Below are 23626 nucleotides of genomic sequence, written 5' to 3' on the forward strand. Positions count from 1 at the left end.
AACACCTCCAATTTCTAGTTTGTCCAGAGCTTATCAAAAAATACATTTTATTATAATTTTATTTCCAATTTATTTCTATTTTTTATGACAATGTTTGACATAAAAAAATAGAGCTGTTGCTGACCAGCTCTACACTTTAATTTATTTGTTCTATTTTTACTCCCTGATAATAATGTGTTAATATTTCGTTGTAGCTTTTTCCACCCTTAGCATATACATTGGCTCCCCACTGACTCATCCCCACTCCATGTCCATAGCCAGTACACACTATTTGTATATCTTTTTTACCAAAATTAATAACAAAATTCGTAGAATTAAGTCCAAGCATAGTTCTAAACTGACTTCCTTTTAAAGTTCTGCTCCCAATTTGCATCTCCTTTACTCCACCAGCTTCAGTTTTACTTTTGATTTTTATGTTGGTTTTTAAACTACTTGATGATACTATGTTTTTATCGAAGTATTCATTGATAATACTTGCTAACTTATAATAGCTATATATAGAAGTAGATTTATACTTAGGCGCTATCTCTTCTCCTGGACTTTCAACACTTTTTAAATATGGAAGCGAAGTTGAAAACACATCCTTTACATCCTCAGTTTTTCCACTACTTATAGCGAAATAATACGCACCTTTTACGACTTCTCCGTTGTATTTTAACACTTGTCCCTTAGTTAAATTTACAGCTTCCTCAATTTTGCTCCAGTAATAGTTACCCTTATCTTTGGGCCATGCCTCCATTCTATCGATTTTATCCATAAAAGCCTGGCAATGTACCGTATCACAAATATCTGCATTTTTATCCTTACTACACCCAGAACCTCCAAGGGACTTTATATGCGTCACAGCATAAGTTCTTGCCGCTACGGCTTGAGCCTTTAGTGCTTCTATATGAAATTCTGCAGGCATTTCCGAAGCTACAACTCCCTTAATATAATCCTCTAAACTCATTTCTTCTATCTTTTTTGTTTTGTCTCTATATACTTTTACCTTAATTTCTTTGATAATAACTATATTATCAGGCTTCATATTATATGTTATATTATTATTTAATTTATCTTGAGACAGTTTATTACCGCCCTTCGCCAAAGGTAATGATAAAATAACAATAAAAACTATACTAGCTAAGATAAAAATTAAAAATCTCTTTACAAATAAAAAAACATCTTCTGTTCTCATATACATTTCTCCTTTTTATGTTTATATAAAAATATATGAAAACAGAAGATAAGTTATAACTTACCTTTATTTAATTTTCTTCTCTAAATATGTCTGCACCTAAGCACTTTAGCTTCTTCTCTATATCTACATATCCTCTATCTATATGATATACATCTGTAACGCTAGTGATTCCTTCTGCTGCAAGCCCACATAGGACAAGTGCTGCTCCTGCTCTTAAATCCGTGGCTTTTACTTCACACCCTGTTAATTTATTAACACCCTGAACAATAGCGCTTCTTCCATCTACCTTTATATTTGCTCCCATTCTTTTCATTTCTGAAACATGCATATATCTGTTTTCAAATATAGTTTCTGTTATTAAACTAGTTCCATCCACGGTACATAAAAGAGACATCATTTGAGACTGCATATCTGTTGGAAATCCTGGATATGGCATTGTTTTTATGTCTGTAGCATTAAGCTTATTAGTTCCATCAACTATTAAAGCTTCTCCTTTAACATCTATCCTAACTCCCATTTCAATAAGTTTTGCTATTACAGGCCTTAAATGCTGATAATTTACACCATTTATCTTTATTAAACTCTTAGTAATTGCAGCTGCTACCATAAATGTTCCCGCTTCTATCCTATCATATATAGGTTTATGAGTTATTCCTTTCAATTCTTTGACACCATCAATTCTTATTGTATCCGTTCCTGCTCCAGTAATTTTTGCTCCCATCTTATTCAAAAAGTCTGCTAAATCTTCTATTTCAGGTTCTTCTGCAGCATTCTCTATTATAGTTTCTCCTTCAGCCAGTACTGCTGCCATCATTATATTTTCAGTAGCACCCACAGATGGGAAATCTAAATAAATTTTCTTTCCTATAAGCTTTTTGGCTCTAGCTTCTACATATCCATGCCCTATGTTGATTTCAGCTCCAAGGGCATTTAGCCCCTTCAAATGAAGATCTATAGGTCTTGTTCCTATATTACATCCGCCTGGTAGGGATACTCTAATCCTACCAAATCTTGATATCATAGGCCCCATTATCAAAAATGAAGCTCTCTGCTTTTTTACGAGTTCACTACAAGGTTCAACATCACATACGGATTTTGTATCAATTATTATCTTTCTATCCCCTGTATCTATATCAATATCTGCTGATACAGATCTTAGTATATCACTTATAACAAAAACGTCTTCAAGCATAGGAGCATTATCTATAATACATTTATCTCCGCTTAAAATACTTGCCGCTATAATAGGAAGAACTGAATTTTTTGCAGCACTTATTTCAACTTCACCCTTCAAGGTTTTTCCGCCCTTGATTATAATCCTATCCATATATATCCTCCATAAAAATTACTAATAAGTTATAGGTATAACTGGTGTAGCTAAGATCATATAATCTCCCGTATCATAACTGCATAAAGCATAATTAAAATCTATAAATCTTCCTCCAACATTTAATTCATCATATTGATGAGTATATGCCGTGGTACTTAACCCATTATTTATTTCTACTGTTTTTATCTCTTTTGTATTAAAAGACTTTAATATACCTATAACTTGTTTATTTAACTCTTTCATATTCGAATTAATAGTTTTTGCTTTTATATATTCAAAAAAGACTACTTCCTTATCACACTCAATAGAGTTCTTGATTTTTGCTTTTAATTCAGCTAATTGATTTTCATGACTGTATTCTTTTATATTGATAGATATAATATTATCATTGTCAGAATTTATACTTTGAATATTTCCTTCAACTGCAGGGCTTGAAAACTCCATATAGTAATTCCCGTCATTTTTCTCTATATTAATTTTAGTGCTTTTATCATAGTTTAACTTCATGAGAATAGATTTACACACCTCTTCTCCAGAATTCTGTGTAGAAAAGTTTACTTGAACTCCATACTCCATTACCTGAGCTCCAGTTCTGTTAATTATTTCCGAAAACATGTCTACTTTTTGGTTTGCTTGAGAGTACATCGGAAATTTATATCCCCATATTATTAACATTATGATAACCACAATAACCCATCTTAACTTTTTCATATATTTGCCCTAAAGAGCCTTCCCCCTTTTAATTCATCTTGAAACCTATTTGAATTATGGACAAATACATGCTATTTATTCAATAAATATATTACTAATATATAATTTTAGAGAAAAAGTGTTACTAAAAAGAAATATAATAAAGCCTACACGTAAAATTTTACAAAAATAAAGAGATTGAGCAAATTACTCAATCTCTTTATATAAAACTAATTATATTATCTTTCAACTATTAAAGCTGTTCCCATTCCGCCACCTATACATAAAGTAGCTAAACCTTTTTTAGCATCTCTTTTCTGCATTTCGTGAATTAATGATACAAGTATTCTAGCACCTGACGCTCCAATTGGATGTCCTAATGCTATAGCTCCACCATTAACATTAACCTTGTCCATGTTAAATCCTAAATCTTTAGCAACAGCTATACTCTGTGCAGCAAATGCTTCATTAGCTTCAATTAAATCTAAATCTTCAACTGCTATGTTAGCTTTTTCTAAAGCTACTTTTGTTGCATGGAATGGACCATATCCCATTATAGCTGGATCTAATCCTGCTGAACCGTAGGATGTTATTTTAGCTAATGGAGTTAATCCTAATTCCTGAGCTTTTTCAGCACTCATTACTACAAATGCAGCCGCTCCATCATTTATACCTGATGCATTACCAGCTGTAACTGTTCCATCTTTCTTGAATGCTGGCTTTAATTTTCCTAATTTTTCTATAGTTGAACCAAATTTTGGGAATTCATCTGTATCAAATACCTTTGGCTCTCCCTTTCTTTGTGGTATAACAACTGGAACTATTTCATCCTTGAATTTTCCTTCTTTTATAGCTGCTTCAGCTTTTAACTGTGAGCTTAAAGCAAACTGATCTTGCTCTTCTCTAGTTAATCCCCATTTTTCAGCTATATTTTCAGCTGTAACTCCCATATGATACTGGTTGAAAGCGTCCCATAAACCATCGTTTATCATTTCATCTACTAGTTGTCCATTTCCCATTCTTTGTCCCCATCTTGCATCATTCATTACATATGGAGCTCTGGACATGTTTTCCATACCACCAGCTATGATTACATCAGCATCTCCTGCTTTTATCATTTGAGCTGCTAAGCTTACTGCTCTTAATCCTGAACCACAAACTTTGTTTATTGTGAATGCTGAAACTTCTTGTGGAAGACCTGACTTTATAACTGCTTGTCTAGCTGGATTTTGTCCAAGACCTGCTTGTAAAACGTTTCCCATTATAACTTCTTGTACATCTTCTGGCTTTATTCCTGCTCTTTTTACAGCTTCCTTTATAACGATAGCGCCTAACTCAACTGCTGGAACATCTTTTAATCCTCCACCAAAAGAACCTAATGCTGTTCTAACTGCACTAACTATAACTACTTCTTTCATTAGTAACCCTCCTAAAAATATATTTTTATTAAAATTTATTTTATAATTCACAAATTTTTCTGTCAACAACTCCATTATAACCATAAATTAAAATTTAATCAATAGATTTTGTTAAAAAAAACACAAAGTTTATATTACTTTAAATTCTTTTGGTTTTTTCGTCTCTTTTTTAAAATGATATAATATAGCTTCTACTATTCTCTGAGATGCAAAACCATCCCCATAAGGATTTATAGCCTTACTCATTCTTTCATAACAATTTTTATCCTCTATAAGAATCCTTGCATTTTCTAATATGGTATCTATATCTGTCCCTACAAGTTTTACAGTGCCTACATCTACTGCTTCCGGCCTCTCTGTTACATCTCTTAGGACTAATACCGGCTTCCCTAAATGAGGCGCTTCCTCCTGAAGTCCTCCTGAATCTGTCATAATCATATAGCATTTATTCATTAGGTTGTGAGTTTCCTTAGTATCTAAAGGAGAAAGAAGGTGTACTCTATCCATTCCCCCTAAGTATTTATATACTACATCCTTTACTATAGGATTTAAATGAACAAGGTATACCAGCTCCACATCTTCATATCTTTCAACTAATATTTTTAAAGACTTACAAATGTTTTCTATACCCTGCCCCCAATTTTCTCTTCTATGAGCAGTGACCATTATGACCTTCTTATTTTGGTAATCTATATTATTTAGTTCATTATTTTCAAAAACATAATTATCTTCTACTGTAACATTCATTGCGTCTATTACAGTATTTCCTGTAATATATATATCTTCTCTTTTTACCCCTTCTAAAAGCAGGTTATTTTTAGAACTTTCAGTAGGCGCAAAATTTAAATCTGCTATAGCTCCAGTAAGCTTTCTATTCATCTCTTCAGGAAACGGAAAGTTTTTGTTATGCGTTCTAAGTCCCGCCTCTACGTGCCCCACCTTAATTTTTTGATAAAATGCAGCTAGAGCTCCTGCAAAAGTTGTTGTTGTATCACCATGCACTAATATTAAATCAGGTTTTTCTTTTTCAAATACTTCTTCTAATCCTTGTAAAACCTTAACTGTAATCCCTGTTAAACTTTGCTTACTTTGCATTATATCCAAATCATACTCTGGAGTTATATCAAATAATTGAAGTACTTGATCAAGCATTTGTCTATGTTGCGCTGTAACACAAACTATACTTTCAACCTTCTCATACTTTTTTAGCTCCTTTACCAGCGGTGCCATTTTTATAGCCTCTGGTCGGGTTCCAAATATAGTAATTATCTTAATTTTTTCCATTACCTTACCTCCAGAAAATCATTCTTTGTGTTTAAAAAATCCAAATTTCCACGCAATAATAACTATTAAAATCATTATTGATGCTAATAAGAAATAAGAATTTGCACTGCTTATTTGCATAGCTATTATTGCAAAAGCCCCTAGAACGGTACTTATAAGGTACATTATTATAACCGCTTGCCTTTGAGTTAATCCCATATCCAACAATCTATGATGCAAATGTCCCCTATCTGCACCCATTATAGGCTTACCATTTATTTTTCTTCTTATCATGGCAAATAAAGTATCATATATAGGAAGTCCTAGCGCTAATATAGGTACTGATATAGCAAAGGCAGCCGCTGACTTAATAGCACCTTGTATAGATATGGCTCCTAATAGAAATCCTAAGAGCTGTGCTCCCGTATCCCCCATAAATATAGAAGCAGGATAAAAGTTATATGGCAAAAATCCCATTATAGATCCGATAAGTACAGATGTCAGTATTGCCGCTTCCATTCTAGTACTTATATTAAGCAAAGCTATAATAAACAATGTTACAGTTGAAATCAATGCTACTCCAGCTGCTAATCCATCTAGTCCGTCTATAAGATTAATAGCATTAGTTATTCCTACTACCCAAATTACGGTGAGTGGTACGGAAAGCCACATTATATTTATATAAGAATCATAGCTGGAGAAAGGATCTGTAACAGATATTATCTTTATATCATATAAAATCAAACATATTGCAGCTGATATTTGAAGCAATAACTTTATAATTGGTTTCAAATCATATTTATCATCTAGAAATCCTGCTATGACAATAATAGTAGCACCTATAATTATTCCCTTTTCTTGTTTAATTAAATGTCCATTTTTTAACATCATTGTAATGATAAAAGAAAAATATATAGCTAATCCCCCTAAAAGTGGAGTTGGCTTTTTGTGTACTCTTCTTTCATCTTTAGGTACATCTATTGCATTTATTTTTATTGCTAACCTTTTTATTAAAGGAGTAAAAAGAAATGATAAGATTGCTGCAATCACTCCTAAGAAAAGCATATTGTCCATATTTATCTCCCCATTTAATATGATCCATCTCCCGCAAGTGAATCATCATTTTCTATCCATTGATTTACGAGTATTTCTCTAAATTCTTCCTTAGTATCTCGTATTACTACTTTATCAATTCCTGAATTTATTATAAACCTTTTACATAAAGAACACGGCGATGCATTTTCTACAAATTTTCCTGTCTTTTCTTCTTTTCCTACTAGGTACATAGTAGAACCTATCATATCCTGTCTTCTTGCAGAAATTATGGCATTTTGCTCAGCATGCACAGATCTGCATAATTCATATCTTGTACCTCTAGGTACATTAAGTTCTTCTCTTCTGCAATATCCTAAATCACAGCAATTAACTCTTCCACGAGGAGCTCCACTATATCCCGTTGACATAATTTCATCATTCTTTACTATTATAGCTGCAAAATTTCTCCTAAGACAAGTTCCCCTCTCTAATACAGTTTCACATATATCAAGATAATAATTATTTTTATCTATTCTATCCATAGTTCCTCCGTTATTACAAATACTTAGTACTACTATGTACTATTCTATACTAAAAAAATACTAATTAAAAGTATAAGTAATTTAAAAGTCGGCTTAAATTAGCCGACTTTTAATATTATTTAGTTCCAAACAATCTATCTCCTGCATCGCCTAGACCTGGTACTATATATCCCTGTTCATTTAGTTTTTCATCTATTCCAGCTACATATACATCTACATCTGGATGTGCATCCATAACAGCCTTTACTCCTTCTGGAGACGCTATAAGGCACATAAGCTTCATATTCTTTGCTCCCTTTTCCTTAAGAAGAGTTATAGCATCTATAGCAGATCCACCTGTTGCAAGCATAGGATCTGTAACTATTATATCTCTTTCTCCTATATCCTGTGGGAGCTTACAGAAATATTCTACAGGTTTAAGTGTTTCTTCATCTCTATATAATCCTATATGTCCAACCTTTGCTGCTGGGATAAGTCTTAACATACCATCTACCATACCAAGACCTGCTCTAAGTATAGGAACTATAGCAACCTTTTTCCCTGCTAATACCTTACATTTTGTTTTACATATGGGTGTTTCTATTTCTACTTCTTCCACTTGAAGATCTCTTGTAACTTCATAAGCCATAAGCATTGCTACTTCTTCTACTAGTTCTCTAAAATCCTTAGATCCTGTATTTTTATCTCTTATAAATGCAAGTTTATGTAATATTAATGGATGTGCTATTTGTGTTACTTTACTCATTATTATTCCTCCCTATAATCTCTATTTATTATATTTTGCTTCTATATCAGAAATTTTATCTATTCTATTTTGGTGTCTTCCACCTTGAAATTCAGCACTTAAAAATGCATCAACTATATCAAGCGCCAACCCTAAACCTACTACTCTCTGTCCTAATGCTAATATATTAGCATTATTATGCTCTCTACAAGAATGTGCACTAAATGTATCTGAACATAGAGCTGCTCTTATACCAGCAACCTTATTGGCTGCAATACTTATTCCTATTCCTGTTCCACATACAAGTATACCAAAATCAAAATTCTTACTAGCTACCTCTTCTGCAACCTTTAAAGCATAATCTGGATAATCAATAGACTCCTCTGAAAAAGTACCAAAGTCTTTTAATTCTATGCCCTTGTTTTTTAAATGTTTTATTATTTCCTCTTTTAATGGAAATCCAGCATGATCACTTCCTAATGCTATTTTCATAAAAACACCTCCAAAATAATTATAATTCTTAGTTTACCCACAAAAAAGGAAGATAGGAGTAGCTATTTTAGATACCTTTATCTTCCTTTAATTTATTTAATAATAATATAATACTATTTTTTAATTGTTCAAATGTATTTTTGTAAACAGAAAGTGTGCCACCATAAGGGTCTAAAATTTCACCTTCTATGCCGACAAAACTATTTAAAGAATATATGTTATTTTGATATGTTGGATAAACTCTTTTTAAATAATCGCATATACTTTCTGTCATAGTAAGTATAAGATCACTATCTTTAATATGTTCTTCTGTAAGTTGTATTGCTTTTCTGTCGCTTATATCAACTTTTAAATTTTCCATAACAACAGCTGAAGAATTTAAGGAGGTTTTACTACCGCTTACTACAGCTACTCCTGCTGATAATCCTTGATGTAACTGTTCTGAGCAATAATTAAATATAGCTTCTGCCATACAACTTCTACAAGTATTACCTGTGCATATAAATAAAACCTTCATAATTACCTCCTTATTTTTTCTTTAACTATCAGTTAATCATTTTATATTAATACTAGCTCTATGTCAATATCAACATAAAGTTATATAGATATTATATCAAATCCTGCTGATTTTTTTAACCTATTCATAACAGCAATTCCCATTCCCTTTTCTTCAAATGCTTCCGAAAGAATCACATCAACATTTTTATCATCAAACCTTCTTAAGGTTTCGAATAGGTTCTGTGCTATTACATTTATATCGCTTCTACTTCCCAAAGTTTCTACTATTGCATTATGATATTTATTTAATGTCTCATCTGTAGCTATTACCCCTACATTTTTCCCTTCCTTGGTATACTTATCTATCAATTCATTAATCTTTGTTATTGTAAAACCTAGATCACCTTGCACAACTTTTACTGGTGCCTTCGGAGCATAGTGCCTATACTTCATGCCAGGTGCTTTAGGCCTTAACTTTTCTTCTGGCTTCTTCATTATACCAGGATCTATATAAACGCCTTTTTCTACTTCCTTTAGCATTTCTAACGTAACTCCACCAGGCCTTAGTATACACGGAGGATATATTGTACAATCTATAATGGTAGATTCCACACCTACATTTGACTTTTCTCCTCCAATTATATAGTCAACTTTGCCATTTAAGTCTTCTACGCATCTTTCCAAATCTGTTGGACTAGGTCTTCCTGAAATATTGGCCGAAGGTGCTGCTATAGGCACTCCTGATGCTTTTATTATTTCTCTTGCTACTTTATTGGATGGCATTCTTATTCCTATGCTGTCAAGTCCTGCACTAGTGGTGTTAGGAATTTTGTTACTTTTAGGCAATATTATCGTTAAAGGTCCAGGCCAAAACTTCTTTATAAGTTTAAAAGCAACCTCTGGAACTTCCTCTACTAAGCTTTCTATATCAGATACTTCTGCAATGTGTACTATAAGAGGATTATCTTGTGGTCTTCCTTTAGCCTCAAATATTTTTTTTACAGCTCTATCATCTAAAGCATTGGCTCCTAATCCATATACGGTTTCAGTGGGAAAAGCCACTAGACCTCCATTTCTTAAAATATATCCTGCTTCTTTTATTGCTTCCCTATCTAAATTATTGTAATTTAGCTTTACAATTTTTGTATCCAAAGATTACATCTCCTTCTAAAGTCATTGTTTTCGTCCTACAACAACGTGATTATAGCAAGTCCTACAATTATACCTAAAAGTATTCCAAATGTAGTAGTTATTCCTTCCCAAAGTTTATTGGATTCTGGTATCATTTCCCCACACACTACATATAACATTATCCCTGAAGCAAATGATAAACTTATTCCTAGTGCGCTCTGAGAAATATTCCCTATATACAATCCCATAAAATTTCCAAATATAGTAGGCACCGCTGTAAGAAAAGTATATATAATTATTTTTAACATCTTAGTTTTTGAAGCCATAAGTGGGGCTGCAACTGCTAGACCCTCAGGAATATCATGTAGCGCTATTATTATGCTCATTTTTATTCCGAGTATCCCTCCTGTAGCAAATCCACACCCCATTATAATTCCCTCAGGGAAATTGTGCATCATAAGCCCTATAGCCGTAATAAAAGCTATCTTTGCATGCTTGTTTATTTTCTTTTCCTCAGTTTTTTTATCTATAAATGCTACTGTTAGTATCCCCATAATACAACATATAATCGTATATACAAAGCTCCACTTGCTTAATGCTTCCGGAATTAGGTCAAAGACCACTACAGCCAACATCAGCCCTCCAGAAAACCCTATAAGCCATCCTAATGTTTTATTTGAAGGATTCCTTACAAAAATAGCTATAAAAGAACCGATAAGAGTACCAGCTACTGCTACTATGCTTCCTATAAGTATTATTAAATATAGGTTATTCACTTTAAACCACCTTTTAAAAATATTATCTATATAGATATATTTAGTCGTGGTTTTATTTATTCTATGTTATAGCGATTCCCTATATTCTTTTATTCTATCTATTGCTTCATAAGTGAATTCTGCATTTACGCATCTTCTGTATATCATATCCAAAAGAACATATTTATAAAGCTTTCCTTTTTTTATAACTGTGAAAAAATATGACTTCTCAGGGTAAAGCATTTTTCTCTTTTTATATCGATGTGCTATAAAAGGATGTAGCTTAAACAATTTAGAATTAACAGCCACTACATATTCACTTTTAAATTTAGATGAGGTGATTATTATAATTTCAAAATCCTCTTTACCATCAGACTTTCTTTTAAAACTTTCAGCATGTACTATTTCAATTTTATCACATAACATGTTAACTTTTTTCTTAAACAATCCTAGTTCTATATATAGCCTGTAGTTGTCTATAATTTTAAATTTAATATGTTCATTATGCTTTTTTACAAGCATGGATATTATAATTAAAAACTGTATTATACTAGCATATGCAATGTAAAACAAGGACAGTTTTTTAGTATAAATCAATATAGCAGGGATTATAAAAAAAATAAAGCACATTATAAGCATAAATCTTTTATAAGACTTTTGTTGCTTCCTAATGGCTTTATTTATATTCATAATGCCCCTCTCTCTCTTTTAATAATTAATTTCCGCCCAAGTTCTTCATCTTTTCTGCTTGTTCTACAGTTATAAGTGCATCTATAATTTCGTCTATATCTCCATCTAAGAAAGATTCTAATCTATATAATGTAACTCCAATTCTATGGTCAGTAACTCTTCCCTGTGGATAATTATAGGTTCTTATTCTTTCACTTCTATCTCCAGTACCTACCTGGCTTTTTCTATCTTCAGCAATACCTGCGCTTCTCTCTGCTTGAAGTCTATCAAATAATCTAGACTTTAGTACTTTCATAGCTTTTTCCTTATTTTTAAGCTGTGATTTTTCATCTTGACAGGAAACTACAAGTCCTGTAGGAAGATGAGTAATTCTCACTGCTGAATCTGTAGTATTAACACACTGTCCACCATGTCCTGATGCTCTAAACACATCTATTCTTAAATCATTAGCATTTATCTCTACTTCTACATCTTCCACCTCTGGTAAAACTGCAACTGTAGCTGTTGAGGTATGAATTCTTCCACTTGATTCAGTGTCAGGAACCCTTTGAACTCTGTGAACTCCACTTTCATATTTCAATCTACTATATGCACCATTTCCCTTTAGCATAAATACAACTTCCTTAAGTCCACCTAAGTCAGTTTCATTAACACTCATAGGCTCTATTCTCCAGCCAACTCTTTCTGCATACCTTGTATACATTCTAAATAAATTTGTAGCAAATAAGGCTGCTTCCTCACCGCCAGCACCAGCTCTAATTTCTATAAATACATTTTTATCATCATTAGGATCCTTAGGAAGCATTAGTATTTTTAATTCCTGTTCAAGCTCTTCTTGTCTTTGGGAAAGTTCTTTTAATTCTTCCTGCAACATTTCTTTAAGCTCTCTATCTGATTCTTCCTGTATCATTTCTTTATCTGTACTTATATCATCCATAACCTTTTTATACTCTTTATACTTGCTAACTACTATTTCTAAGTCTGAATGTTCTTTACAGAGCTTCTGCCACTCTCTTTGGTTTGTCATTACACTTGGATCACTTATTTTTATGGATAACTCTTCATATTTATTTTCTATAAAATCAAGTCTTTCTAACATAAACTTTATCACTCCGTTATTATATTTTAACAACTACCAATTATATCACAATACATACATTTAAATCAAATATATTGTTTAATACATAATACATTACTTATTATTTAAGTAAGCAGTTATTACCCTATCATTTCCTGCTAAATCTTTATAACATTCTATAGTATGAAAATCACTGTTCTTAAGGATTTCAGTTACAGCTTCTCGTTGATCGTGCCCTATCTCTAGAGCAATAAGCCCATTACTGTTTAAAACCCCCTGGCTTTCCAATGCAATTCTTCTATAAAAGTAAAGTCCATCCTCTCCTCCATCCAAAGCTTCATGAGGCTCATAATCCTTGACATCTCCCATAAGACTCGGAATAACATCTTTTCTTATGTAAGGAGGATTAGAAACTATAACATCATACATTGAACCATTTTTTATTGCCACTTCTAGCAAATCGCTTTTATATACTTTTACCCTATGTTTTGCTTCTTGAACACTTGCATTTTCATCGGTAACTTCACAAGCTATATTTGAAATATCAAAACAGTCTATGTGGGTTTTAGGACAATAAACAGCTATAGATACTCCTATAGCCCCACTACCACAGCATACATCCGCTATATTCATATATTTATTTTTATTAATGACGGATATTACATTTTCTACTAATATCTCTGTGTCAGGACGAGGAATAAGCACACCCTGTTTAACCTTAAAGTTAAGTCCCATAAATTCAGTATACCCTAATATATACTTAATAGGCATTTTATTTTTTCTAAATTTAATTAATTCAAAATACTCTTTAGCTTCCTCAGGTGATATTTGAAAATCTCTGTTAAGCATTATGAATAACTTATCTTTATTTATAATTTTACTTAATAGAAGCTGAGAATCAAGTATATAACTACAATTATTTGATTCCTTAAGGACTTTATATCCCTGCTCTAAAACTTTTCCTATTGTATAAACTTCCTTTGTATCCATTTATTGATTTTCTCCGTTCTCCATTACATCAATGCCTTCAGCTGCTTTGATTGCCTTAATAGCTACTTCTAATTGGCTTAAATCCGGTTCTCTAGTAGTTAATTTTTGAAGCATTAACCCTGGGTAAGCTATAATACCTGACAAACTACTTTTGCTTCTTCCTAACCACTTTATAAGTTCATAAGTTATTCCTGATACAAATGGTAATAGTACTATTCTCCAAAGCATATTTTCCCACCAAGAATTCCAGCCCACTGCCGAAAACAATATTATACTCACTATCATTACCAAAAACATAAAATTAGTTCCACATCGAGGATGGAAACGAGGATATTTCTTTGCCTTTTCAGATATAAGTTCATCGTCTTGTTCATAGCAAAATATAGTCTTATGCTCTGCTCCGTGATACTCAAAAACTCTCTTTATGTCTTCTAATTTGCCTATAAAATATAAATAAGCTAAAAATATGCTTACTCTTACTATTCCTTCTATTATATTTAACATAATTGTACTTTCTATTCTTAAAAACTTAAATCCACTTGCAATTAAATTAGGTAGTATAAAAAATAAAAGAACTGAAAAAATTAATGATATAATAAGACTTATACTTGCTATTATACTGTCGCTTTTCTCTTTAAATTTATTTTCAAACCACCTATCAAAGGTAGATTTATTTTCCTCTTCCTCTTCAAAAAATGAAGCTGAATAATTCAAGGTTTTTATCCCTATTATCAAAGATTCTATTAGGGATACGAATCCTCTTATAATTGGTATATTAAAAAACTTATTTCTTTTTGAATAAGGTACAAATTTTTCTAATTTTACTTCGATCTCTCCATTTTCTTTTCTCACCGCAGTAGCAATGCCCCTACTTCCTCTCATCATTACGCCTTCAATAACCGCTTGTCCTCCTACTGTACAGTTCTTTTTCATTGCTTCACCTCTCTCCTAAAACAACGTGACATTTTCTACACCTAGCTTCATAAGATTCCTTAGCCCCTACAAGAACTATAGGTTCATCATAACTTGCTGGCTTACCATTTATAAGTCTCTGAGTTCTAGTAGCTGGGTTCCCACATTTCATACATATAGCTTGAATTTTATCTACAAATTCTGCCACAGCCATAAGTTTTGCAATAGGTCCAAAAGGCTCTCCTTTAAAATCCATATCGAGTCCTGCACAAATTATCCTTTTATCCATGTTTGCTAAATAATTTACTACCTCTATTATATTGTCATCAAAAAACTGAATCTCATCTATGGCTATTACTTGAACATCTTTATCAATTAATTCGATTATTTGATTGCTAACTGTTACAGGTATGGCATCTTCCTTGTCTCCACAATGAGAAACTACATCTTCCTTACTGTATCTATTATCAATTTCAGGCTTAAATACCTGAACCTTTTGCTTAGCAATCTTAGCCCTTCGTATTCTTCTTATAAGTTCTTCTGATTTACCACTATACATCGGTCCTACAATTACCTCTATCCAGCCATGATTCTTTGGTCCATACATAGAAATCCCCCCAGTCTTTAATAAACAAGTATAATTGTAACAGAGAAGCATAATATAATAAAGAGGAAATAATTAAATTTTGTTGACTTGCAAATAATCACTGTGTTATAATTTAGTAGTTAAAAATTCGGACGATAAAGTCTAGAATTCACGAGAGAGGTGAAAAACATGAGAGAAGGCATACATCCAGACTACCATCATGATGCAGTAGTTAAGTGTGCATGTGGAAACACTTTTACAACTGGTTCTACTAAAAAAGAACTAAAGGTTGAAATATGTTCTAAATGCCATCCATTCTTCACTGGCAAGCAGAAGATCGTTGATGCTGGTGGAAGAGTTGATAAGTTCATGAAGAAGTTCAACTTAAAGAACGAAGAATAATTTTTATAATAAATAAACCCGAATTAATTCGGGTTTATTTTTTTATTTATTTAGCTTTTCTTTACCTATTATATTTAAAAATTCAGCATTGTTTTTAGTTTTAAACAACATACTAATTAATTGTTCTGTTACATTTTGAGTGTTACTTTCGGTATATAACATCTTTCTTATGTTAAATGATGCATCATACTCTACTTCCGTTAAAAGTAAATCTTCTTTTCTTGTTCCAGATTTATAGATATCTATAGCTGGGAATATTCTTCTTTCTTGAAGCTTCCTATCTAAATGAACTTCCATATTGCCAGTACCTTTAAATTCTTCAAATATCATATCATCCATTCTGCTTCCAGTTTCCACCAAAGCTGTAGCAAGTATAGTTAAACTTCCGCCTTCTTCTATATTTCTTGCGGCACCAAAGAATTTTTTAGGCATTATTAAAGCTCCTGGATCAAGACCACCTGAAAGTGTTCTTCCTGTTGGATTAATTGTCAAGTTATATGCTCTTGATAATCTTGTTATACTATCTAGAAGTATGATCACGTCTTGTCCTTGTTCTACCATTCTCTTAGCTCTTTCCAGAACCATATATGCTACCTTTGTATGATGTTCTGGCTCTTCATCAAAGGTGGAGTATATAACTTCACCATTTATAGATCTTTGCATATCAGTAACTTCTTCCGGTCTCTCATCAATAAGCAATACTATAAGTTTAGATTCAGGATGATTAGTAGAAATGCTTTGAGCAATCTTTTTAAGAAGAGTGGTCTTTCCAGCCTTAGGAGGAGCTACAATAATTCCTCTTTGACCTTTTCCTATAGGACATATTATATCCATAAGTCTTGCTGAAAGATCTTCTTTTGTGGTTTCAAGTCTTATTCTTTTATTTGGATAAATAGGAGTTAATAATTCAAAAGGTTTTCTTCTCACTGCTCTTTCAGGATTTTCCCCATTTACCTTTTCCACATATAATAAAGCCTTAAACTTTTCTCCTTCCTTAGGAGTTCTAACTTTACCTTGTACTTCGTCACCAGTTTTTAAGTTAAATCTTCTTATTTGAGATGGTGATACGTATATATCATCCGGTCCTGTTAAATAATTTTTTCCTCTTAAAAATCCATAATTATTATTTTCTATTATCTCTAATACACCTTTAGCTGTATCTGATTCATTTATCATTTCTTTAAGCTTTTCTTTTTTCTCCTCAGGACTTACCTCCTGTGGCTTTATGTACTCTTTTTCTTGTTCCTGCACCGGTTCATATTTAACTTCTACCGTGCTTTTAGGACTTATTTTTTCTCTTAATACTACTCCGTCCTTTTCTATATACATAGGAGATACCTTCTTAATCTCCTCTATAAGCTCTGATTTTTTTAATTTAGATATATTTTTTATTCCTAATTCTTTAGCAATAGACTTTAATTCGTTTACAGTCATATTGCCTAATTCCACACTTGACAAAAAATAACACCTCCTGCGATATTAAATTATATATAATAAATCCTCTGGGAAAATAAAAGAAACTCTTCGAAGGGATACATGCGATAACATTATAACCTATTTTATAAACTTTATCCAGAAAAATTTTAAACACTAATATTACTAGAGTGGTACTTAAATATCCTTATAATAATGCATAAATTTTATTATTAGTACTATTAAATAATTTAACCTTTTCTATAACTTTTTTATGATTTCCTATATAAAATAATGGTATATAAATTTCTTTACATCCACCTACTATTAGTTTAGAATTTAGAAATTCTTGAATGCTATATTCATACTGATGATTTCGTCCACAAAGTGGGCATACAATCTCCAAACATACTTGCCTCTCTTCAATACTTATATTTTTAATAGAGTCAACTTCATATTTTAAAGAGCTTATTTTAAATATGGAGATTTCTCTTATCTCATATTTAATCATATGGTTTTTTAAAGCTATAGTAATATTTGAATTTATCATTTTTTCATCTCCAAAAATTTTAAAATAACTAAAGTTATATCATTTATAATATTTCTATAAATATTATAAAATTCCTTCTTTTTAGTATATTACTATTTCACTTTCTTATCTAACAGCTCCTCTGCTTCAAAATACATGTCCCTTATTCTTTTATTAAAAAGCATCTTCTCCTCTGCATTTCTCATGTATTCTTTAAAATTTACCTTGCTTGAAGGAAAGTTTTCATGAAATTCTTGTTGATTTAAACATTCATACTTTTTTAATAGCAAGGCTAATAAATACTTACAATCTTCATCCTCTAGTATTTTAAAAAGTTCTCCTTCACTTACGCCTTTATATTGACATAAAAACTCTATTATATTTTTATATCTATTATGTCTATCAAAAAAATAATTCATTTATATTCAACTACCTTCCTTAAATATTTACTTACATTAATGTCCATTTTTTTTATTTTTAAACTTTATACATCAATTATATTAAAAAAACCTCAATAGAATACTCTATTGAGGTCTTATATCTATGGACAAAATAGTGCGGACAGGCTTTTGACCTGACACACTCATTTCATAATCTATGCGAATTTTTCCTCCATTATCGTTTATATCGATCTTTAGATCATTAGTTGTTATGGCAATTTCCAAAACACCATATGGAGTATCATAAAGGCATACATGTTTTTTTCTATTTTCAAACTCCATTCTAGCATCTGTACTTCCCATTCTCAAAAGAACCATCCTTTTTTCATCAGGGTAAATCTTAAAATGAGTAGTGGTACCTTCCATCCCAGATATTTGAGTTTCTTCATATACTACACGATAAAGCCCTTCCATTTTAGCAAATTTACCAACGGAAATTACCTCAATGGAGTTTTTTTCATCATTATCTTGAGTACTTTTAACAGTAATAAGCACTTCCTTTAGCATTAGAACAACCACCTCTTCATCTAACAATTACAGAGCTTATATTATATACTTATTTATTTCTTCATCAGTAGCTGGAGTAACAGTTATATGATTATTTAATTCTCTAGAGAAATTACCATACTTTATTACCACCTTAGGATTATCTTTTCCTTTAGAATATCTTGCAGTTATTTTAGCTGCCATTTCTATATCCTCATTAGTAGGCTTTCCAATAAGTACTACCATAGATCCATTATAATCTTCAGCAAAAAATATTAAGTCTTCATAATTTAAATATTCTTTTATAGAATTTGCTTCATCTAATGTTCTGGTAGATATTATTTTGCAATTAGGTGTGACTCTAAAGTGCCTACCTATTCTCAAAAGATATAATTCTGATGAATTTGGTTCTTTATTATATTCCAATAGTTCCTTCAATCTCTTAGAATAGTTAGGTTCTGTTAACTTACATCCTCCAGCAGGAGATGGATAATCAATTATTCCCCACTTTTCAGCTAATTCCATTTGAACTTTTCTGCTTCTTCCTGAAATTTCCAAAAACTTTTCTCTATCTACCAACCCATTTAACTCCATTTCTGTAGGAGGTAAATTTTTAGCACACAATGGTCTTAATATCTTATCACTATATCCTGATTCATTTTTTACTATATCTAATGCTGAACGATTTTGAGACATAGGTCTTTGATTTAATACCTCTCCTGTTATTATGAAGTCTGCATTAAGCTCTTCTAAAAGTTTTCCGGAATAAGTCATCATTAAAGCATGGCAATCTACACATGGATTCATATTTTTTCCATAACCATGCTTTGGATTTTTTACTATTCTTAAGTGATCATCTGAAAAGTCTACTACATGTAACGGTATTTGTATTTGTTCTGCCATTCTTAAAGCATTTTTTTCGTTAAAAAAATTTGATCTGAAGCATATTCCTATTACATCTATACCTTGTTCTTTTATTAGTTTAGCAGCAAGTGTACTATCTAACCCACCTGACATCATCGCTAATGCTCTTGTCATATTCATCACCCTTTATTTATTATTTCTTTCTATTGCAAGTTCGATTAATTCATCTATAAGCTGTGGGTACTTTTTACCTGAAGCCTCCCAAAGCTTAGGATACATACTTATTTGAGTAAATCCAGGTAATGTATTTACTTCATTGAAATAAACTTCTCCCGTTTCCTTATCCATTAGAAAATCTACTCTAGACATTCCTTGACAATCCAATAATGTATATATTTTTATAGCTAATTCTTTTACCTCTTGTAACTTTTCATCTACCAAATTAGCCGGTATTAAAAGCTTTGAAGCTTCATCTTGATATTTCGCTTCAAAATCGTAGAATTCCTTTGCAGGTATTATTTCCCCTGGAACAGCACCCTGAGGTTCATCATTCCCAAGTACAGCTACCTCTATTTCTCTTGCATTTAAAGCCTCTTCTACAAGTATTTTCCTATCATACTTTAGAGCTTCTTCTAGACCTCTTATAAGTTCTTCTCTATTATGAGCCTTAGTTATGCCTACTGAAGATCCACTGTTAGATGGCTTTATAAACACATCATATCCAAGCTTACTTTCTATTTCTTGCATTAATTTATCTTTATTTTTATTATAATTGTACTCTGTAACAACTACATAATTAGCTTGTTTTATTCCGAAGTTTTCCAGAACATACTTAGTATAGACTTTATCCATACATAATGCTGAAGATAGAACTCCTGGTCCTACAAAAGGTATTCCTATAAGCTTACATAATCCTTGAATTGTTCCATCTTCTCCATATAAACCATGCATTACAGGAAACACTACATCAACTTCTTTATTAAAAAGTATATTTTGAGCGTTTTCCTTTTTATTTTCATTATCTTTTTCCCATAATCCACTTTCTATATTATCTATAGAACCCAAGTACTCATACCAGTTTCCTTCTCTTGTAATCCCTACTACACGTATTTCATATTTAGAATCATCTATATTTCTAAGTACTGATGCTGCCGATACTCTAGATACCTCATGTTCTGTTGATTTTCCCCCAAAAAGAATAGCTATTTTATTCATTATTCCATCTCCTCTTAAAATAATTGGAAAACATACATCATTGGAGTATTATAATATCATACTATACTATTTTAATATATTATTTAAAAATGTAAATACTCACTATGAATAGTTTAATTTTTTTTATGTATTTAATCAATAATTTTTTATTATATTTTACATAGTAAGTTCACCATTAGGAGTGTTTATTATTTGTATTATTCTCTGTTCAAAACCTGTATTTGCATTTATATATACTATAAAGCTTTCTCCATTATATGCTCCTGAAAATTCATAGCACAATGCCTCTGTATTTATTTCAGTAGGAACAATAGTAAGATTTACAGATTTTATATTTAACTTTTCTCCAACCCTTTGTTTTGCAACTTCTTGTGTAACCTTAGGACTTCCTATATTTCTCTTTTCTAAGTGTGATATAAGATACTTTTCCGCCTCTACACCTACTATTTTCCCATCATCTAATGCCATTTTAACTTTTATTTGATCAGGATATACTATTATATCGCCTTGTTTATAAACATAATTCACTATTAAGGTATTATTATAATTTAATGCATATGTAGGATACATATTATTATATCCTAACCCTTGCAAATAGGTTTTTCCTAACTCCATCGCCTTTTCCTTAGACATATTCGCTGCTTTCACTTGTCTATAATCTAGTATATATACTACTTTTCCACCTTTCTTACTTATATCACATACTACTTTAGACTTTTCATCTCTTCCCTTTAATATTATATCAAAGGAATATGTAGGAATCTTTGCTCTTGTGTGTTCTTCCTTTAAAGTTATATTTTCTATTCTATTTTTACCTATTGCCTTTTCAGCCACCCCTTGCGCTTCTTCTTTTGAAACTTCCCTTTCCGAACTTATCCTAGGCTTTATGTCTTGTACGTTATCAGAGAATGGCCCATCATATATTAGGGCAGGATATTGTGCTACTTGTTTCTGTATGGATGAAAACTTTTCCACCACAGTTTCTTCGCCACTTCTTGCTAGCACTCCAGAAACTTTTTTTCTTATTTCTCCCCATCTTACTCTTCCGCTGTTAATATCATTTGCAACTTCATTTAATGATGCTTCTAATTGAAAAGATTTATTTTTAAGCAATTCTATAGTATTATAATCCTTTTCCTCTAACTCTTTACCCTGAGATGCTGCTTTCCCTAATGAATAACAAAAATCTCCTACCTGAGATAAAAACTTGCTAGTGTTTTGTATCGTTTGTTGTTCTATAGGTAAAGAATGTAGCTTATCATTAGCAATAGCTGCATTTCTAAATATATCTCCAAAAACAATTATACTTTGTTCTCTAGACCCTACTATAGCTGACTTACCCAAATTTACTCTTATATTTTGCACAGAGTTTATAAGCTCATACATATTTTTACTATACTCTGCTTGTAAATAGTTTCTATAATCTGTTCTTTCTAACGTCATTAATATAGCAAATGTAGTAGAAAAAACTACTATTAGTGTTACTATTATGGTGTACAACACTCTTTTATTTCTTATTTTCATACCAATACCTCCTATCTGGATAAATTTCTTCTTTATTATCTGTAATAACCTTTATAGTTATTCATTACCTAAATTTAAAAGACTCCACTTTACTTGTGTGGTATAATATATTTGTAATAAAATTATCTAACTATTAAATCATATTGTTAGTCACTTATATTTTTAATTAAAATAGTGTACAATATTTAATGTGAGTTTTTGCTAATTTTAGGAGTTTTACAGGAAGGGGACATACTTAGATAATGAAAGTTTTAATTTTTTCAGTATCCGCAGGTGGAGGGCATAAACGTGCAGCTGAAGCAGTAAAATCCTATATTGATATTTACGATAATAATAGTGAAGTAAAAATAATAGATACAATAAGATACATAAATCCCTTAATAGATAAAGTTGTAATAGGAGGATATCTAAAAACTATAAAGCTATCTCCTAATCTATTTGGCAAGCTTTATGATTATTCTGAATCAGACTACGGAATTGCAAACTTAAGTGCTAAAATAAATGAAATATTAACTTATAAACTAATACCTCTTATAGATGAGTTTAAACCGGATATTTTAATTTCTACTCATGCATTTACTACAGAAATGATATCCATTATAAAGATGAAGCATAGAAAAAACCTACCGACAGTTTCTGTAATAACTGATTATGCTTGTCATAGCTTTTGGCTTCATCCTTATATAGATGCCTATATAGTTTCAAATTCAGATATGGCTAACGAAATGGTGTCTAAGGGAATAGATAGAGATACTATATACAATATAGGAATACCTATTAAACCTGAGTTTTTTAAAAAATATAATTCTGCAAAAACTCTAGAAGATATAGGGCTTTTCCCAAATAAAAAAACCATTCTCATTATGGGAGGTAGCTTAGGTATTGGTAAAATAGAGAATATATATAAAAAACTTTTATTTCTAGATAAAGACATACAGATAATAATAGTTACAGGTAGGAACAAAAAGCTATATGATGAACTCATTAAAATTAGGGATACTTTTCAAACAAAGCCTACTTATATTATCGGTTTTACAGATAATGTAAACAAGTATATGCAAGCTTGCGACTTGCTTATTTCCAAACCTGGTGGACTTACTGTTACAGAAGCTTTAATATGTGGAGTTCCTCTCGCAATATTTTCTCCAATACCAGGTCAAGAAGAAAAAAACGCAGAGTTCCTATTAAAATATAATCTTGCTATAAACTTAAGCGAAAGCAAGAATTGTATAGATGCTATAGATTATCTAATTTCAAACGAGGCAAAGCTTCAGGAAATGAAAGATAATTGCAGAGAATTTTCAAACCCACATGTCGGCGAAAACTTATATGATATATTAAAAAGCCTACTAGATAAAAGTTCTTTAAAATAAAGGCCAATGGTAAATTCTATCGAATTATACCATTGACCTTTATTTTAAAATATTAATTTATACTTT

At 31.4% G+C, this 23626-nt stretch carries 26 protein-coding genes; 2 read left to right on the forward strand and 24 right to left on the reverse strand.

The genetic code is table 11. The features are described 5' to 3' along the window. Window positions 1-136 precede the first annotated feature (136 nt). The 17 genes from spoIID to JOC70_RS10185 form a co-directional block, all read right to left on the reverse strand. Entirely contained in the window at window positions 137-1177 is a 1041-nt protein-coding gene (spoIID, locus tag JOC70_RS10105) for a stage II sporulation protein D (RefSeq protein ID WP_243429095.1), read from the reverse strand. 70 nt (window positions 1178-1247) lie between these two features. Next, window positions 1248-2507 carry a UDP-N-acetylglucosamine 1-carboxyvinyltransferase gene (gene murA / locus JOC70_RS10110; RefSeq protein ID WP_204598767.1) on the reverse strand — a complete coding sequence of 420 codons (1260 nt, stop codon included), beginning with the start codon at window positions 2505-2507 and terminating at the stop codon, window positions 1248-1250. Between the two features lie 21 nt (window positions 2508-2528). Further along, entirely contained in the window at window positions 2529-3221 is a 693-nt protein-coding gene (locus tag JOC70_RS10115; RefSeq protein WP_204598768.1) for a YwmB family TATA-box binding protein, read from the reverse strand. A gap of 218 nt (window positions 3222-3439) precedes the next feature. Next, window positions 3440-4618 carry an acetyl-CoA C-acetyltransferase gene (locus JOC70_RS10120; protein WP_204598769.1) on the reverse strand — a complete coding sequence of 393 codons (1179 nt, stop codon included), beginning with the start codon at window positions 4616-4618 and terminating at the stop codon, window positions 3440-3442. A 129-nt stretch (window positions 4619-4747) separates the two neighbouring features. Next, entirely contained in the window at window positions 4748-5902 is a 1155-nt protein-coding gene (wecB, locus tag JOC70_RS10125) for a non-hydrolyzing UDP-N-acetylglucosamine 2-epimerase (RefSeq protein WP_204598770.1), read from the reverse strand. A gap of 18 nt (window positions 5903-5920) precedes the next feature. Continuing rightward, window positions 5921-6955, reverse strand: a complete 1035-nt coding sequence (locus JOC70_RS10130; RefSeq protein WP_204598771.1) for a glycosyltransferase family 4 protein — start codon at window positions 6953-6955, stop codon at window positions 5921-5923. Window positions 6956-6969: 14 nt separating this feature from the next. Next, the gene (locus tag JOC70_RS10135; protein ID WP_204598772.1) at window positions 6970-7458 is read right to left on the reverse strand and encodes a deoxycytidylate deaminase; all 489 of its coding nucleotides are present in this window, start codon (window positions 7456-7458) and stop codon (window positions 6970-6972) included. 115 nt (window positions 7459-7573) lie between these two features. Further along, a complete protein-coding gene (gene upp / locus JOC70_RS10140) occupies window positions 7574-8203 on the reverse strand; it encodes a uracil phosphoribosyltransferase (RefSeq protein ID WP_204598773.1) in 630 nt (209 codons plus the stop codon). A gap of 21 nt (window positions 8204-8224) precedes the next feature. Further along, window positions 8225-8674 (reverse strand): ribose 5-phosphate isomerase B, encoded by a 450-nt coding sequence (gene rpiB, locus JOC70_RS10145; protein WP_204598774.1) that lies wholly within the window; start codon window positions 8672-8674, stop codon window positions 8225-8227. 67 nt (window positions 8675-8741) lie between these two features. Then, window positions 8742-9191 carry a low molecular weight protein arginine phosphatase gene (locus JOC70_RS10150; RefSeq protein WP_204598775.1) on the reverse strand — a complete coding sequence of 150 codons (450 nt, stop codon included), beginning with the start codon at window positions 9189-9191 and terminating at the stop codon, window positions 8742-8744. 80 nt (window positions 9192-9271) lie between these two features. Beyond that, complete coding sequence (locus JOC70_RS10155; protein ID WP_204598776.1) at window positions 9272-10324, reverse strand: L-threonylcarbamoyladenylate synthase; 1053 nt, start codon at window positions 10322-10324, stop codon at window positions 9272-9274. Window positions 10325-10359: 35 nt separating this feature from the next. Then, on the reverse strand, window positions 10360-11100 hold the full coding sequence (locus JOC70_RS10160; protein ID WP_341534882.1) for a ZIP family metal transporter: 741 nt from the start codon (window positions 11098-11100) through the stop codon (window positions 10360-10362). Window positions 11101-11145: 45 nt separating this feature from the next. Then, a complete protein-coding gene (locus tag JOC70_RS10165) occupies window positions 11146-11748 on the reverse strand; it encodes a hypothetical protein (protein WP_204598778.1) in 603 nt (200 codons plus the stop codon). Window positions 11749-11773: 25 nt separating this feature from the next. Continuing rightward, a complete protein-coding gene (gene prfA, locus JOC70_RS10170) occupies window positions 11774-12847 on the reverse strand; it encodes a peptide chain release factor 1 (RefSeq protein WP_204598779.1) in 1074 nt (357 codons plus the stop codon). A gap of 93 nt (window positions 12848-12940) precedes the next feature. Continuing rightward, on the reverse strand, window positions 12941-13816 hold the full coding sequence (gene prmC / locus JOC70_RS10175; RefSeq protein WP_204598780.1) for a peptide chain release factor N(5)-glutamine methyltransferase: 876 nt from the start codon (window positions 13814-13816) through the stop codon (window positions 12941-12943). Further along, window positions 13817-14749, reverse strand: a complete 933-nt coding sequence (locus tag JOC70_RS10180; RefSeq protein WP_204598781.1) for a DUF1385 domain-containing protein — start codon at window positions 14747-14749, stop codon at window positions 13817-13819. Between the two features lie 4 nt (window positions 14750-14753). Next, window positions 14754-15335, reverse strand: a complete 582-nt coding sequence (locus JOC70_RS10185) for a thymidine kinase (RefSeq protein ID WP_204598782.1) — start codon at window positions 15333-15335, stop codon at window positions 14754-14756. Between the two features lie 168 nt (window positions 15336-15503). Here JOC70_RS10185 and rpmE point away from each other — a divergent pair, with 168 nt between their 5' ends. Beyond that, complete coding sequence (gene rpmE, locus JOC70_RS10190) at window positions 15504-15716, forward strand: 50S ribosomal protein L31 (RefSeq protein ID WP_035304707.1); 213 nt, start codon at window positions 15504-15506, stop codon at window positions 15714-15716. A gap of 42 nt (window positions 15717-15758) precedes the next feature. On the opposite strand, the gene rho is transcribed toward rpmE, so the two are convergent. From rho to ypeB, 7 genes are all read right to left on the reverse strand, one after another. Beyond that, a complete protein-coding gene (gene rho / locus JOC70_RS10195; RefSeq protein ID WP_423880672.1) occupies window positions 15759-17150 on the reverse strand; it encodes a transcription termination factor Rho in 1392 nt (463 codons plus the stop codon). A gap of 187 nt (window positions 17151-17337) precedes the next feature. Then, window positions 17338-17679 carry a hypothetical protein gene (locus JOC70_RS10200; protein WP_204598784.1) on the reverse strand — a complete coding sequence of 114 codons (342 nt, stop codon included), beginning with the start codon at window positions 17677-17679 and terminating at the stop codon, window positions 17338-17340. A 92-nt stretch (window positions 17680-17771) separates the two neighbouring features. Beyond that, window positions 17772-18077 (reverse strand): ribose-5-phosphate isomerase, encoded by a 306-nt coding sequence (locus JOC70_RS10205; RefSeq protein WP_204598785.1) that lies wholly within the window; start codon window positions 18075-18077, stop codon window positions 17772-17774. Between the two features lie 105 nt (window positions 18078-18182). Beyond that, window positions 18183-18605 (reverse strand): YwiB family protein, encoded by a 423-nt coding sequence (locus JOC70_RS10210; RefSeq protein WP_204598786.1) that lies wholly within the window; start codon window positions 18603-18605, stop codon window positions 18183-18185. Between the two features lie 36 nt (window positions 18606-18641). Further along, window positions 18642-19622, reverse strand: coding sequence for a tRNA 4-thiouridine(8) synthase ThiI (locus tag JOC70_RS10215; protein ID WP_204598787.1), 981 nt, complete (start codon window positions 19620-19622; stop codon window positions 18642-18644). Between the two features lie 12 nt (window positions 19623-19634). Then, window positions 19635-20666 (reverse strand): D-alanine--D-alanine ligase, encoded by a 1032-nt coding sequence (locus JOC70_RS10220; protein WP_204598874.1) that lies wholly within the window; start codon window positions 20664-20666, stop codon window positions 19635-19637. A 153-nt stretch (window positions 20667-20819) separates the two neighbouring features. Then, a complete protein-coding gene (gene ypeB, locus JOC70_RS10225; RefSeq protein ID WP_204598788.1) occupies window positions 20820-22187 on the reverse strand; it encodes a germination protein YpeB in 1368 nt (455 codons plus the stop codon). A 242-nt stretch (window positions 22188-22429) separates the two neighbouring features. Here ypeB and JOC70_RS10230 point away from each other — a divergent pair, with 242 nt between their 5' ends. Continuing rightward, window positions 22430-23560: an MGDG synthase family glycosyltransferase gene (locus JOC70_RS10230; protein ID WP_204598789.1), complete on the forward strand. Its 1131-nt coding sequence runs from the start codon at window positions 22430-22432 to the stop codon at window positions 23558-23560. Window positions 23561-23626 lie beyond the last annotated feature (66 nt).

It is taken from the genome of Clostridium pascui, assembly GCF_016908015.1.
GTDB classification, from domain to species: Bacteria; Bacillota; Clostridia; order Clostridiales; family Clostridiaceae; genus Clostridium_AK; species Clostridium_AK pascui.